Annotated in this window: 14 protein-coding genes; 5 read left to right on the forward strand and 9 right to left on the reverse strand. The window is 51.0% G+C overall.

The genetic code is table 11. The annotated features are described in order from the left end of the window. Nucleotides 1-31: 31 nt before the first annotated feature. A complete protein-coding gene (locus tag B0I18_RS02655) occupies nucleotides 32-1,714 on the forward strand; it encodes a T9SS type B sorting domain-containing protein (RefSeq protein WP_181358308.1) in 1,683 nt (560 codons plus the stop codon). A 160-nt stretch (nucleotides 1,715-1,874) separates the two neighbouring features. On the opposite strand, the gene dapA is transcribed toward B0I18_RS02655, so the two are convergent. The 4 genes from dapA to B0I18_RS02675 are packed head-to-tail and all read right to left on the reverse strand — an operon-like array spanning nucleotide 1,875 to nucleotide 5,678. Continuing rightward, the gene (gene dapA / locus B0I18_RS02660) at nucleotides 1,875-2,744 is read right to left on the reverse strand and encodes a 4-hydroxy-tetrahydrodipicolinate synthase (RefSeq protein WP_106521093.1); all 870 of its coding nucleotides are present in this window, start codon (nucleotides 2,742-2,744) and stop codon (nucleotides 1,875-1,877) included. 22 nt (nucleotides 2,745-2,766) lie between these two features. Further along, nucleotides 2,767-3,372 carry a peptide deformylase gene (def, locus tag B0I18_RS02665; RefSeq protein WP_181358309.1) on the reverse strand — a complete coding sequence of 202 codons (606 nt, stop codon included), beginning with the start codon at nucleotides 3,370-3,372 and terminating at the stop codon, nucleotides 2,767-2,769. A gap of 12 nt (nucleotides 3,373-3,384) precedes the next feature. Next, nucleotides 3,385-4,335: an acetyl-CoA carboxylase carboxyltransferase subunit alpha gene (locus B0I18_RS02670; RefSeq protein ID WP_181358310.1), complete on the reverse strand. Its 951-nt coding sequence runs from the start codon at nucleotides 4,333-4,335 to the stop codon at nucleotides 3,385-3,387. A 56-nt stretch (nucleotides 4,336-4,391) separates the two neighbouring features. Beyond that, the gene (locus tag B0I18_RS02675; protein ID WP_106521095.1) at nucleotides 4,392-5,678 is read right to left on the reverse strand and encodes a M16 family metallopeptidase; all 1,287 of its coding nucleotides are present in this window, start codon (nucleotides 5,676-5,678) and stop codon (nucleotides 4,392-4,394) included. Nucleotides 5,679-5,782: 104 nt separating this feature from the next. On the opposite strand from B0I18_RS02675, the gene B0I18_RS02680 reads away from it, so the two are divergent. Both B0I18_RS02680 and dgt read left to right on the forward strand, forming a co-directional pair. After that, nucleotides 5,783-6,550 carry a phosphosulfolactate synthase gene (locus B0I18_RS02680; protein WP_106521096.1) on the forward strand — a complete coding sequence of 256 codons (768 nt, stop codon included), beginning with the start codon at nucleotides 5,783-5,785 and terminating at the stop codon, nucleotides 6,548-6,550. Between the two features lie 125 nt (nucleotides 6,551-6,675). Further along, nucleotides 6,676-8,076: a dGTP triphosphohydrolase gene (gene dgt / locus B0I18_RS02685; RefSeq protein ID WP_245882035.1), complete on the forward strand. Its 1,401-nt coding sequence runs from the start codon at nucleotides 6,676-6,678 to the stop codon at nucleotides 8,074-8,076. 81 nt (nucleotides 8,077-8,157) lie between these two features. Here dgt and B0I18_RS02690 read toward each other — a convergent pair whose 3' ends face one another. From B0I18_RS02690 to B0I18_RS02705, 4 genes are all read right to left on the reverse strand, one after another. After that, complete coding sequence (locus B0I18_RS02690) at nucleotides 8,158-9,540, reverse strand: zinc-dependent metalloprotease (RefSeq protein WP_181358311.1); 1,383 nt, start codon at nucleotides 9,538-9,540, stop codon at nucleotides 8,158-8,160. 45 nt (nucleotides 9,541-9,585) lie between these two features. After that, nucleotides 9,586-9,801 carry a hypothetical protein gene (locus B0I18_RS02695; protein WP_146146634.1) on the reverse strand — a complete coding sequence of 72 codons (216 nt, stop codon included), beginning with the start codon at nucleotides 9,799-9,801 and terminating at the stop codon, nucleotides 9,586-9,588. A 375-nt stretch (nucleotides 9,802-10,176) separates the two neighbouring features. Then, nucleotides 10,177-10,815 (reverse strand): SanA/YdcF family protein, encoded by a 639-nt coding sequence (locus tag B0I18_RS02700; protein ID WP_106521099.1) that lies wholly within the window; start codon nucleotides 10,813-10,815, stop codon nucleotides 10,177-10,179. A 27-nt stretch (nucleotides 10,816-10,842) separates the two neighbouring features. Then, nucleotides 10,843-11,463: a polysaccharide deacetylase family protein gene (locus B0I18_RS02705; protein ID WP_106521100.1), complete on the reverse strand. Its 621-nt coding sequence runs from the start codon at nucleotides 11,461-11,463 to the stop codon at nucleotides 10,843-10,845. A 129-nt stretch (nucleotides 11,464-11,592) separates the two neighbouring features. On the opposite strand from B0I18_RS02705, the gene B0I18_RS02710 reads away from it, so the two are divergent. Both B0I18_RS02710 and B0I18_RS02715 read left to right on the forward strand, forming a co-directional pair. Continuing rightward, nucleotides 11,593-12,501, forward strand: coding sequence for a DUF6263 family protein (locus B0I18_RS02710; protein WP_146146635.1), 909 nt, complete (start codon nucleotides 11,593-11,595; stop codon nucleotides 12,499-12,501). A 169-nt stretch (nucleotides 12,502-12,670) separates the two neighbouring features. Beyond that, nucleotides 12,671-13,363 carry a cell division ATP-binding protein FtsE gene (locus B0I18_RS02715; protein WP_106521102.1) on the forward strand — a complete coding sequence of 231 codons (693 nt, stop codon included), beginning with the start codon at nucleotides 12,671-12,673 and terminating at the stop codon, nucleotides 13,361-13,363. Here the strand turns inward: B0I18_RS02715 and B0I18_RS02720 are convergent. Next, a complete protein-coding gene (locus tag B0I18_RS02720) occupies nucleotides 13,341-14,459 on the reverse strand; it encodes a glycosyltransferase (RefSeq protein WP_106521103.1) in 1,119 nt (372 codons plus the stop codon). The genes B0I18_RS02715 and B0I18_RS02720 overlap by 23 nt on opposite strands. Nucleotides 14,460-14,465 lie beyond the last annotated feature (6 nt).

Genomic DNA, 14,465 nt, shown 5'->3' on the forward strand with positions numbered 1-14,465 from the left:
CTTTTTTGTAAACCATCATATTAAATGTAACATGTACCGAACGTTATCCTGCCTGCTTGTCTTCCTGTCCTGTTTGTTATTGCCCGGTTTGCTGGGCGCGCAAAACCTGGTTCAAAACGGCAGCTTTACCGGTTCCGGAGCCAACTGGACTTTTTTTGCACCGGCCACGGGTACCGAGGCCTACCTGCCCGAATCGTCGTATGGCGGACCATCGACGACCAATATCATTGCCGAGATCGATGCCGGCGCTAACCTGCGCCAGGCCAATATAGCCGTGGTTCCAGGAACTACCTATTACCTCTCGTTCCGCAGGGTAAGACGGCAGAACGGTGCACCGGCTACTACGGGTATCCGGGTAAAAGTGTACAACGGCGCCTCCTCCTTTCTCAGCCAGGATATACTCAGCACCGATCTCAGCTGGAACTGGCATTGCGAGGTATTGCAATTCACACCTTCGACAAGTACGGTAACACTCGATTTCGAAAATACGGTTACCACCACCACGCTCGGCACCATGATCGACGATGTAACCATTACGCCGGTGGGCCAGGTGATTACCCTGAGCGGTATTGCCTGCCAGGGCGGAACGGTAACGCTGAACGCCCCGTTTTTCCCCGGCGATCCCAATGCACAATATACCAACCATAGCTGGACCGGGCCAAACGGTTATAGCGCCACCGGCGCCACTATAACGCTTACCAATGCCCAGCCCGCACAGAGCGGCAGCTATACCTGCACCATGACCCTGAACGGCTGCCTGGAGGTAAGCGGCGTTTACCAGCTTACGGTAGTGCCTACGGAGGAAACGGTAAACAAGGATATCTGCGCAGGCGAGACCTATGACTTTTATGGAAAAACCGTATTTGCAACCGGTACCTACGACACGCTGATACCCGGTAACGGCGGTTGCGACCGGAAGATAACACTGCAACTGAATGTAAAGCCGGCGCCGGATATGACCCTGGGCAACCCGGGACCATTGTCGATCTGTACCGGCGAAAAGATACTGGTCGAACTGGCTCACCCGGCCAATACGGCAACTTATCAATGGCTTAATCCATCGGCTGCCATAAACGGGGAGACCGGGCCCCAATATACGGCCACGAGTGCAGGCGACTTCAGGGTACAGGGCACGCAAAACGGCTGTACGGCGCTGTCGGAAACGGTTACGGTTATCGAAAACCCTTTACCGCAGGCCCGGATCATAAATGAAAACCCGGAGCTCTGCGCCCAGCTGGATACGGCATTGCTTTCGGCCGCCGGCAACTATTTCAGTTATCGCTGGTCGCCCGAAAAGCCTTTCCGGGGCATTACCGGCGCCGAGGGTATGGAAGTGCGTGGTGTGTTTACGGCGTCTACACCTGTGGTGCTTACTGTGTTCAGCGAAGCCGGTTGTATGGCTACGGATACCACGCAGATCTTTACAAAGCCGTGTTGCATGCTGCTTACGCCTTCAGCATTTTCGCCCAATAACGACGGACTCAACGATATTTTTATGCCCCAGTTAAAGCCGGGCCAGCTGTTGCTGCAATTCCTGGTGTATAACCGTTACGGCAACCTTTTGTACCAGCTCGCCGACGACCGTAAAGGATGGCGCGGCGCCGTTAAGGAGGGTACACAGGCCGATGCGGGCACTTACATGTACTATATGAAGTATACCTGTACCGATGGCAAGGTGTATGAGCATAAAGGCGACGTTATCCTGATCCGTTAAGTACAAGTGCAGGCAGCAGGCATTGGATAAGCCGGACCCTCTTCTTCAATCGACAAAAAAAAACAACTGTTGCCCCTGCAACGATGCGATACGGATAACGCTAAAAGCAAAGCCGGCTGTACTATACAGCCGGCTTTTAATATTTTTACAGGGTCGTTTATTACGCCTGTGGCATGCTTGCCTTGATTTGTTTTTCGAGTTCGCTACTGGCCGGGATCAGTGGCAGGCGCAGTACATTTTCGCACAGTCCCTGGAGATGCAGGGCATACTTTACACCGGTGGGATTGCCTTCGGCAAACAACAGGTTAATGGGTTGCAGCAGCTTGTAATGCAAGCTGCGGGCGGCATCCATTTCATTATGCAATGCATGGTTTACCATGGCGCAAAAATCTTTGGCATAACAATTGGCCGCAACCGAGATAACGCCTTTCATACCGATAGCGGCCTGTGCGAGGATCAGGTTATCGTCGCCGCTCAGTACGCTGAAGCTTTCGGGCGCTTTCTGCACCAGCTCCATACATTGCGGAATATTGCCGCTTGCCTCTTTGATGGCTACAATGTTCTTAAAATCCTGCGCCAGCCGTACTACCGTATCGGGCAGGATATTGGTAACCGTACGACCGGGGACGTTATAGAGAATAATGGGTTTATCCGTTGCTTCGGCCAGGGCCTTAAAGTGGCGGTATATGCCTTCCTGCGAAGGTTTGTTGTAATAAGGCGCTACGCTCAGGATACCATCCACACGATCCATAGGATAGGCCTGAAGCGTATCCAACATGGCTTGTGTACTATAATCGCCGATACCCACTACTACCGGTACGCGCTTCGCGGTATGATCGAGGATAAATTCAAGCACTGCCTTTTTCTCTTCTTTGGAGAGTGTAGGCGTTTCGCCGGTGGTACCCAGCGCTACAAGAAAATCGACGCCACCTGCTATCGTAGCGTCTACGATTTTGCCCAGTGCCGGGTAGTCTACGGAATTATCGGTTGTGAATGGAGTAACCAGCGCTACTCCTGTACCATTGAACATGTGCGGAATTATTGTATAATGATTAACTGGTTTTGTCGGCAAAAAGCATCGGGTACCGGGCACTTTCCTTTCCGTCTGCAATACGCTGCAGCCGTTTTTTCAGGGCGGCCTGTTTGCGTTTGTTCAGGTAGTCGAGATACAGGATACCTTCTATATGATCGTATTCGTGTTGTATCATCCGGGCGGTAAGACCATGAAATGTTTTTACCTGTTCTTCCAGGCGGCCATCCAGGTAACTGATGGTAATGCTCCAGGGCCGTTCTACCTCGCCAGCCAGGTTGGGTATACTCAGGCAACCTTCCTCATCGGTCCAGGTACGGGCGCCGCGGTCGATGATGCGGGCATTGATAAACGTATCCTGGATACCTTCGTCGCCGTCAAACAGGTCTTCACGTTCCCCGTCTTCCAGTAATTCGAAGGTATGGCGGCTGTCTACCAGGAATATTCTTACCGGTACATTGACCTGTGGTGCAGCAAGGCCGCAGCCGCCGGCATTGTACATGGTATACCACATGTTCATCACAAGCTCGTAGAGCCCGGGATAGGCAAGGGCATCGATATCCGTGCATTTCTGGCGCAGTACCGGGTGTCCGTAAGCAACAATAGGCAGTTCCGTGGCTTCTGTCAAACTGGAAAAATTTTAGTCCTGGTAAAAGCCCATATTGGAGAACTTCTCGATCCGCTGTTCGATCCTTTTGTCGGCATTGATCTTTTTCAGCTCGGCTATCGTTTTTACGATATAAGCTTTAAGCGTACCGGCCATAGCTTCCGGCTGGCTATGCGCGCCGCCGATGGGTTCGGGGATAACGCCGTCTACCAGTCCGAAGCCCGACATGTCTTTGGAGGTCAGCTTCAGCTGTTCAGCTGCCTGTACCTTAAAGTCCCAGCTGCGCCACAGGATGGTAGAGCAGTTTTCGGGAGAGATAACGGTATACCAGGTATTTTCCAGCATCACCACGCGGTCGCCGATACCGATACCGAGCGCACCGCCGCTGGCGCCTTCGCCGATAATGATGCAGATAACGGGTACTTTCAGGTTGACCATCTCGAACAGGTTACGGGCAATGGCTTCGCCTTGTCCGCGCTCTTCGGCTTCCAGGCCGGGATAAGCGCCCGGGGTGTCGATGAGGGTAACGATAGGACGGTTGAATTTCTCGGCCAGTTTCATCAGGCGCAGCGCTTTGCGGTAGCCTTCGGGGTTGGCCATACCGAAATTGCGCAGCTGGCGCATTTTGGTATTGGTGCCTTTCTGGTGGCCGATAATCATTACCGGGTCGCCGTCGATCTCTGCAAAACCACCTACGATCGCTTTATCGTCGCCCACATTACGGTCGCCAAACAGCTCGGTGAATTTATTACAGATACGGCTGATATAATAATTGGTATAAGGTCTTTCGGGGTGCCTGCTCAACTGAACCCGCTGCCAGGGCGTAAGGTTCTGGTAGATATGTGTGCGGGTCTGTACCAGCGAGGCTTCCAGCTCTTTGATCGAGGCCGACATGTCCACATGGTTCTTCTCCGCGATGCCTTTAATTTTATCCAACTGGGCTGTAAGGTCCTCTAATGGTTTTTCGAAATCTAAAAACTGCATGATTGCTATGTTATAAATAATAATGTAAAGATAGTTCTTTCGCCGGAAATCGTTTTTTAGACCACGACCAGTTCGTAGTAGTCTTCCTTGCGCAGGTATTTTTGGGCAAGCTCCTGTAATCGGGCAGGGGTTATCGATTTGTAGATGGCGATGTTCTGCTCAAACTGGTCTTCGGGCAGCTCGTTGAGTATGATGTTTTTCCAGCGTTGCATGATGGAGAAGGGTCCGTCGAGATCGCCGAGTATGGAACCGAGCAGGTAATTTTTTACCAGCAGCAACTCTTCTTCATCGACGGGTACATTACACAGCAGGTCCATTTCCTTGTATACTTCGGCCACGGTCTGTTCGCATACTTCCTTGCCGGCTTCGGTGGCAATGAGCAATGCGCCCTCGTTGCGGTAGTTATAGATCTGGGAGGAGATGCCATAGGTAAATCCTTTTTCTTCCCGGATATTGGCCATAAGCCGCGAACCGAAATAACCGCCGAAAATGGTATTCAGCACGATCATCGGGGAGAAGTCGGGATGTTTGCGGTTGGGGAAATCGCGGGCAATGCGCACAGCGCCCTGTACCCCGTTTTCGTCGTTGGTAACCCGGTAGTGGTGTTCTGCAGCGGGCTGGCTTTCGTAACGGGGTTCGGCCGGTGTTGCATCCGTAGCGCCCCAGGCCGTTTTACCAAAAAAGTCGTCGATCAGCGCTATATGGCTCTCGTCTATGCGGCCGGCAACCAGCATAATGCAGTTGGCCGAGCGGTAGTAATCGCTATGAAACTTGCGCAGGGCTTCCCGGTTCAGGGCCAGTATATCGGTAGCTTCGGTGTATTTACCATAAGGGTGCTGCCTGCCGAAAAGGTAAGCATCGATATGACGGTTGGCCACGAAATCGCATTTGCGCAGGTTGAGGTTAAGCCGTTGCTGCGCATTTTGCTTATAGATGGCCAGCTCCTCTTCGGGGAAGGCGGCTTCCGTAATAATCTCTTTCAATACGGGCAATAATGCCGGCAGGTGCCGGGTAAGCGTATGCAGGCTGATTACCGTATAGTCGTTGTTGGCAGAAACGTGGAAGGATGCGCCGTATAGTTCCAGGGCTTCATTCAGCTGCAGGGCGCTGTAGTTTTTACTGCCGTTCTTAAGCAGTGCGGCTGCAGCCTGGGCCAGCGCGGTTTGCGGTTCCTGCCACAGCCCGGCTTTAAATATCCATTCGATCTGTACGACGTCCTGGGTGCCGGCGTTGAGCCAGTAGAGGGGTATGCCGTTAGCGCTGGTTACCTTGTTACAGGGTTGCAGGGAAAACGAAAAACTTACCGCATCATGGATGGGCGGTGCTACAGTTCTGTTCAACATAGCTGCGAAATTACGGGATGGACTGTAATAAAATGATTATACCTTACTTTTGTGCGCTAAATAATTTCTTTAATCAAAAATTATAACATTAATACATACGAGATATGAACTTCCCGCTAAAGCAGATCCCGGAACGCACCCTGGCGCCGCGTAGTTATGGATTAACGATGGTTATGGATAAAGGAATGGGTATTGTCGACGTAAAAAACTTCCTGTCGGTCGCAGCACCTTATGTAGATATTGTAAAACTGGGCTTCGGAACTGCTTATGTGACCAACAACCTGAAGGAAAAGCTGGCTATATACAAGGAGAATAATATTCCCGTTTATTTTGGGGGTACGCTTTTCGAGGCCTTCCTGGTGCGTAACCAGCTCGACGATTATATCGCCGCGATGAAGGAATACGGGGTAGACCTGGTAGAAGTATCGGACGGTTCGATCTCGATCGACCATGCCGAAAAATGCCGCCATATCGAACGGCTGGTGAAAGAGGGTTTTAAAGTACTGTCGGAGGTGGGTTCTAAAGATGCCTCGCATGTAATGCCGCCCTACAAATGGATCGAACAGATGTCGGCCGAATTGAGCGCCGGCTCTACTTATGTGATAGCAGAAGCCCGCGAGGCCGGTAATATCGGTATTTACCGCGGTACCGGCGAAGTACGCGAAGGACTGGTACAGGAGATACTGACGAAGATACCCGCCGAACAGATCCTGTGGGAAGCCCCGCAAAAAGCGCAGCAGCTCTACTTCCTGGAGTTGCTGGGTTGTAATGTGAACCTGGGCAATATCGCACCGGCGGAGATCATACCGCTGGAAGCAATGCGTATCGGTCTGCGTGGCGATACCTTCGACCTGTATCTCGATAAAAAATAAGAACAGGCTTATCCCTGTACATTATGGGCATTATCGCCGCAGTGTATCCTGTGGCGTAATGCCCTTTGCTGTTGAAAACAGGGGACTTATCCCGAAAATTCAATTTTTGAACTACCTTCGCCCCTATGCAACAGACCATGCAATGGGCAACGCTTTACAGTGCTAAACGCAGCGGCGATGCCAGGGATAAAGTAGATAATCCCGATCGTTTAAGAACTTCTTTCCTGCGTGATTACGACCGTATTATATTTTCGTCGGCTTTTCGCAGGCTGCAGAATAAAACGCAGGTATTCCCTTTGCCCGGTCCGGTATTTGTACACAACCGGCTTACGCATAGCCTGGAGGTGGCCTCGGTTGGCCGTTCGCTGGGTCGCGAAGTAGGCGTTAAAATCGCCGATAAATATAAAGATGCCGGCACTGCTTTCCAGGAGTTTTACCGGTACGAGCTGGCTACGGTCATCTCCGCAGCCTGTCTCTCGCATGATATCGGCAATCCTCCCTTTGGCCATTCGGGCGAAGATGCCATCCGGGCTTACTTTTCAGACCTCGAAGGCGAACAGCTTAAAATACTGGAAGATAACCTCAGCGCCAACCAGCTGCAGGATTTCCGCAAGTTCGAAGGCAACAGTAATGCGTTCCGTATCCTGACGCATAGCTTTAACGAACCCATATCGGGCGGTTATAACCTTACCCATACCACGCTGGCCTCGATCGTCAAATATCCGTGTACCTCGGTGGAGGGCTTCAATAAAAAGACCGGCCTGATCAGTTGTAAGAAATCAGGATTTTTCGATTCGGAAATAGCGACCTATACCGCCATTGCCGAGAACCTGGGCCTGTTAAAAAAAGGCGGCTATGACTATGTGTATGCCCGGCATCCCTACGTATACCTGACCGAGGCCGCCGACGATATCTGTTACCGCATTATCGATCTCGAAGATGCACATCGCCTCGGTATTACCTCGCTGGAAAAGATACAGGAGCTCTTCCTGCCGTTTTTTAAAGAAGAAAGCGGTTATAACAATTATGAAACCGTAACCCGGAAGCTGCAGGAGATCAATGATCCCAACCAGAAGGTGCAATATATCCGGGCTATCTGGATCGGCCTGATGGTAAACAAGCTTACGGCCTTGTTTATGGAACACGAAACGGCTATCCTGGCGGGCAACCTGCAGGAATCGCTGATGGACCTGCTGCCCCCGGCCTACCTCGACCTGTTGGAGGCGGTAAACCAGTATTCCTATAAACATGTGTATAACTATAAGCCGGTAGTGCAGATCGAGATAGCGGGCTTCCATATTATCGGCGCCCTGCTTAAAGAGTTTAACGGCGCTGTACTGCGGCCCGATAAAGCCAAGTCGGGCAAATTGCTCAAGTTGATTTCGCAGCAGTTTCCCATTAAAAAGGGAGCGGAGCACCTGTACGAAAACCTGCAATCGGTGGTTGACTATATTTCGGGGATGACCGACCTGTACGCGATCGACCTGTACCGCAAAATAACCGGTATCAATGTAACGGGACTGTAAATAGAGCAAGACAACAACAATCGATAAAACGGAAGCCCCTGTTACCAGGAGCTTCCGTTGCCGTATAAAGATAGTTCCTGACTATCGCTCGATTACCAGTTTACGGATGATGGATTGGTTGGTATTTTTCAGGCTGCATTTTACGATATAGATACCAGTGCCGAGGCTTTTAATGTTCAATGCCAGGTCGGGAACTGTTTTCTGAACCGTAAATTGTTGCTGTACCTGGCCGATAAGGTTTACAACCGATACTCCGGAGATGTACTGCGGTTTTTCAAAAACCAGGTTTACTCTTGTTACGGCCGGGTTAGGGTACAGGGTAAAGGATGCACCCTCGGGCAATTTGTCGATGCCGGTTCCCTGTTGGGTAAGCGGGTACCGGCCACCATTGGGATCCAGCTGGATGTGGGAACGGTCGACCTGGCCTTTGCTGAACATACATTGCGACAGTTCGTTGGCATAATCCATATAGTTCATAAACATAATACCGGGCGAATTGGGCGAGCAGGCATCCGTTTTGGGAAAGGTGGGTGATGTGCCTGGCGTCATATCTGCCTGTAGCGGCGTATCGCTTACACCATCGTCGTCGCCACAGCCCGGGTTGCCGCCCCATACATGGAACAGGTCAAAAAAATGGCCCGTTTCGTGTACGAGGGTTCTGCCTTCCTCCCCGGCGGGCAGGAAATACTGGCTGGCAGCAGTCCGTTTACCAAATGCACCATAATGGATTACCGCACCCTGCTCGACTACGGGAAACTGGTCCCAGGGCGGGTAACGCGGCGGAGTGGCAAACCCGGCGACAATACCGCCACCACCGCCCGCGTTGATATTTACTACCCATACATTATAATATTTATCGGGATCCCAGGCATCGGCGCCGCCGTTGGAGGCATACTTGGCATCAGAAAAGATATTGGATCCCCGGTTGCCGCCGGTCATGCTGGAACTGGCCTTTGTGGTCGTAATGATCTCGTAACCCGGGGTAGACTGCCCGTCTGGTTTTTTGGTAGCCAGCCGGAACCTTACGTTCATATTGCCGAATAGGGGCTTGAAGGGCACAGGAATATTGACGCTATCGGCATTTTGCGCATTCCAGTCGCGGTTGAGCACTTCCATCTGCGAGTTTACCCGGGCCTGTATACCGCTTTCCCCGCCCAGTTGGCTGATCTGCGCTGCGTTTAAAACGAAGTGGAAAACTACATTAACCGTATAGGGCCCGGTACCGGTGGGTTTTTTCAGCGTATTATCCTGTTCTTTCCGGTTGAGTTGCTGTTGTACCCGGTCTTCGTGCAGCTGCAGCTGCTGATCAAAGCCAGGGTTTGTTTCTTTCAGGAGCTTACGGACAATATCCTGTCCGCAGGTTAGCATGTGCTCTTCCTGCCCCGCCTGAGCATATATCCTGCTGCCCGTCCACAACGACACGGCCATCAGGATACAGCTTCCTATTGTTCTTATCGATCTCATAACAGTTCTTTTTTCAAAACTAGCCCTCATGCGAGGTTTTAACTGTTAATTTACCCAAAGTGAACGCTGCACGATTGCAAATTTATTTAAATTACTTTTTTTAGAATTACGCAGGTCAAACATTACTACTGCTTCATCTTTTTCTTCTTTTTCCTGATCCGGATGGCTTACTGCTCTTTTTCGAACCGGCGGCCCTGGCTTTTTCTTTTCCGGCAAGTGTTCGCTGCAGGGCTTGCTCATGCTCCTGCTGTTGTTGATCAAAACCGGGGTTTTGTTCCCGTAGCATTTTTTGTACCCTATCATTGCCGCAGCGCAATACGGTATCGCCGCGCTTTTGCGGAACCAGGGCCTTCGCGGTTACCCATGTTGCGATCGTTATTGCTGTTACTATACATAAACAACACCATATGAACCTCATTTTAGGAGATGTATTGACCATAACATCGCTTTTACCCAAAAATAAAATGACTGGTGGAATGGCGCCCGTTAATGTGTGTAAACAAACAAAAGCAACCCAGTGCATTGTGCTCCGGGTAAAAAGGAGGTAACCGTAACAGGCGGGAGCGTAAATAAAAAAACCGGGGCAATGCTGTGCCCCGGCTGGTTCGAATTTTTTGGTAACCCGGTTTTCAGCGCTTAACCGATCGGGATCTTGTCGCCATAAAATTTAGCTTCTTTGCCAAAAGCCAGGTCCAGCAACATTTTTACACGAGCAAACTTTTCGCGCAACTGCGTGCGGAAACCGCTGCTGATCTGTACATCTGCTGCATTAAAGGCAACCGCCGTCAATCCTTTATGGTTGGCAATAAACAGGGAACGCTGGTTGTGGAACAGCTGTGAAATAACCGTGATGCGGCTTTCCCCAAAAACTTCTTTACAACGTAAAATGCTATCCAGTGTGCGGAAGCCGGCATAGTCCATAAATATCTTCTCTTTGGGAATACCGGCTGCAATAAGATCGGCCTGCATGGCAGAGGTTTCGTCGTATGCTACACGGCCATTATCGCCGCTTACCAGCAGGAAGTCTACCTTGCCGGCCTTGTAAAGCGCGATGGCTGCATTGATCCGGTACTGGTAATAAAGGTTCACACTGCCGTCTTTAAGGGTTTTGGCAGTACCCAGCAGCAAGCCTACTTTGTTGTGCGGTATAGCCGCCACATCGTTATACACCTGGCTGCGTGTAGAGCGGCTTACCCAGGCATCGGTAGCAAACACGAGCCCGGCAACGAGTATAACCAGCAGCAGTAGGACGCGCAATATTTTTTTCTTTTTCATGAAGTGGGGTATAGGATATTCAGGGTATTACAGGCCTTTCAGCGCCCAACGGTTCTTTTTGCAGTGTTCCAGTATGCGGGGTAGCACATAACTCATCCTGTCCCAGGCCTTGGTACTGTCATGCAACACTACGATATGGCCCGGCTTCAGGTTAAAGACCACGTTTTCGAGACAGCGTTGCGGACTGAGGCCGGTGTCGAAATCGCCGCTGAGCAGGCTCCACATGATGAGGCGATAGCCCGCTTCGTGCAGCCGCACAGCCTGCATGCGTTTGATGCGGCCATAGGGCGGCCGGAAAAGTTTGCTGTTGATAAACCGCGATGCGGTCATCGTGTCTTCGATATACGCTTTGGTATTGGTACGCCAGCCTTTCAGGTGATTGTGCGTATGGTTGCCGGTACTATGACCCGCCGCAAGAACCTGGTCGTACAGGTCGGGGTATTCCACCACGTTTTTACCCACGCAAAAGAAAGTGGCCTGCGCTTCATAGCGCGCCAGCTGCTCCAGGGCAAATGGCGTAGCGACAGGATGCGGACCATCGTCGAAGGTAAGGTATACGGCCGGCTCGCTTGCAGCCACGGGCATCTCCCATTCCGCAAAGGAGGGAGACAGGGCGCGCAGCAATTTGGGTGTTTGGAGCAGATACATGTTGGTCCTTCAAAAATAGGAAAATCTATTTCCCCTAAAAAAAATAAACCATATAAAATATAAGCTGTTTTTATATAACCTGCCGGAAAACCCGGAATGGCTATATTTGCGCAACACAAAACCAAAAACATGAGAAAAACAAGATTAATGTTTTCTGCCCTGGTGACTGCTATGGCCCTATTCGTAGCGTTGAGCTCCTGTGGATCGGGTAAGTCGGGCGGCAGCGGCGAACAGGCCGAGCTGAAGCTTAACTTCAAGCCCGGTGATAAATACCTGTACTCCACCGACGTGAGCCAGACCATCAATACCATGGGTATGAGCGGTATGCAGCAAAAGGTGGTGATGGATATGATCTATGAGGTAACCGCTTCGGAAGCAGAGAACAAGAAACTGTCGATCACTTACGATCATATACAGATGAAAAGTACCACCCCTATGGGTGCTATGGAATACGATTCCCGCTCCGGTAAAAAGGGGGAGAACATGCTTTCCTTTATGGATAGCCTGATCGGCAAATCTTTCAGCATTACCCTGGCGCCCGATGGCAGTATTGTAAAGGTCGAAAACCTGGGCGAGATGATGAGCGCGCTCCCGGGCGACGCGGCTACCAAAGCCGAACTGCAGAAGCAATTCAGCGATACGGCGATCCGCCAGATGATGCAGAACTCCTTTGATATGTACCCGGGTAAACCCGTTAAGGTAGGCGAAAGCTGGCATAAGCAAAGCAAGATGGGCGTTTCGGGCTTTAACATCAATATGGACAATACCTATACCCTGAAATCGATTACCAATGGTAAAGCGACCGTAGCCGTAGTTTCAGAAATGAAACTGCCCGCGACCGAAATGAACCAGGGCGGTATGCAGATGAAAATGGAGATGACCGGTAAGCAGGATGGTAATATGGAAGTGGATATAGCCACAGGCCAGATTATATCGGGTAAAACCCACCAGGTAATCAATGGTAAGATCAATGTGGGCGGACAGGAAATGCCGATGGATATAGCCGGAGATATCATTATCTCGAGCAAGAAACTATAAACAATACGATTGACCCGGACAGGCCGCATACCTGCGGCCTGTCTTTTTTTATCCGCCGTTGGTAATAATTCTTAAAAAAATAAACCGGGTCATACGGAATTCCGGCATTCTTCGTTAAGAACCTTTGGTCTTAAAAACCTATTTTTGTAGCCATTAAAAATTTTACTTCATGTCCGAAGCGATACCGGTATCCCTACGTAATGCACAGATATATCAGGGTAAAAGTCTTGTCCTGGGAAATGTAAACCTGGAAGTAAAGAAAGGCGAGTTCGTTTATCTTATCGGTAAAACCGGTACGGGTAAGTCGAGCCTGCTCAAAACCCTGTATGGCGACCTGTTGCTGAAGGAAGGGGAGGGCGATGTAGCCGGCTTCGACCTGAAAAGCCTTAACTGGAAAACCGTGCCCCTGCTGCGTCGTAACCTGGGTATCGTATTCCAGGATTTCCAGTTGCTTACCGACCGTAATGTAAACGACAATCTTGAATTTGTACTAAAGGCAACGGGCTGGAGCGATAAGGTGCTGATCAAGGAAAAGATAGAGAATGTGCTCGATAAGGTGGGCCTGCGCGCCAAAGGGTATAAAATGACTTACGAGATGAGTGGCGGCGAGCAGCAGCGCGTGGATATAGCCCGGGCCCTGCTCAATAATCCCAAGCTGATCCTGGCCGATGAGCCTACGGGTAACCTTGATCCGGAAACCACCGATAAGATTATGCAACTACTGTTCACCATCTGTAAGGATTACCATACGGCCGTAGTGATGGCCACACACGATTATGGCATTATACAGCGGTACCCTGCGCGCGTGGTGCGTATCGAGCAGGGTGCGGTAAACGAAATTACGAGCGAAGGCATGTTATAATACGCTGCGCATTTTTACGGTTATCATACCGTTCCAAGAGCAAGGTCCTCCTGGCACTGATTTCTTTCTCCCCGAAAGGCAGGGCCATGAGGGCTTCTGTTTTTTTACAGAAGTCGGCTGCATCGGCTGCTACATGGCATAATGCGGCAAGTCCCGTGCCCCGTACCATATCGCTGTTGACGATAACATGGCGTCCGTGAAACAGGGCATGCAGCAGTTTCAGTTTAAGCCCGGTAGGCTGGAAGGTAGGCAACAGGTGTACCTGTGCGTTACCCACGAGCGCGGCCATCTCTTCGGGGGCCGGGTTGGCTACCAGGCTGCAGTTATCGAGCCGGGCACAAGCCTGTTGCAGGGTTGGGGAGGGATCCTTGCCCGCAAATACAAAAGATACCGGCGTATGCGGACAAACATTTTGAAGCAGGAAAAGCGCCGCTTCTTCATTTTCCGGGTGGCCCAGGTTGCCATGGTAAAGGCAATAGGTGCCCTGGCCGGGTAATACGGCAATATCGTTATAAGGTTGGAACGAAGGAATGTACTCGTGTTGTTTACCGGGATACAAGGCTTTGAAAAAATCATGATCGTGCTCCGCAACGGTCATAAATACATCGGCAGCCTGCAGCCGGCTTTCGGCACGCTTCAGCAGCCAGGACTCCACCCGGTAATATAGTTTTTTAAACAGGCCCGTACTGCGTTGCGCCAGTAAGCCAAAGTATTCCTGTTCCAGGTTCTGGTTGCGTAATACTTTCCGGCGGCCGGCCAGGGCAGGGTGCCCCAGGTAGTAGGCCGTATGCACGCCTTCGAAAAGAACAGGCGCATCGATACGGACAAGATTTTCGAGCAGTGCTTTGTCGCGGCGCGAATACATCATGTATGGATATAGGAGCGAAAGCCCTTTCCAGCCCGTCTTCCGGGGATAATAGTATACCGCCTCGCAGTACTGTTCCAGCTCGGGCGCCTCGGGTCTGCCGTAGGCATAACAGTGCAGGTAGATCTTTACGCCGGCTTCGCAGAGGTTCCTGATTTTGTAAAAAACATCCACGATACCCCCGTAATCCGGCGGCGCTGGTATATCGAACGAGATAAAATGGAGTTTCATAAATCA

Origin of the sequence: Taibaiella chishuiensis, from assembly GCF_003014535.1 — a bacterium.
In the GTDB taxonomy this organism is placed as follows: Bacteria; Bacteroidota; Bacteroidia; order Chitinophagales; family Chitinophagaceae; genus Taibaiella; species Taibaiella chishuiensis.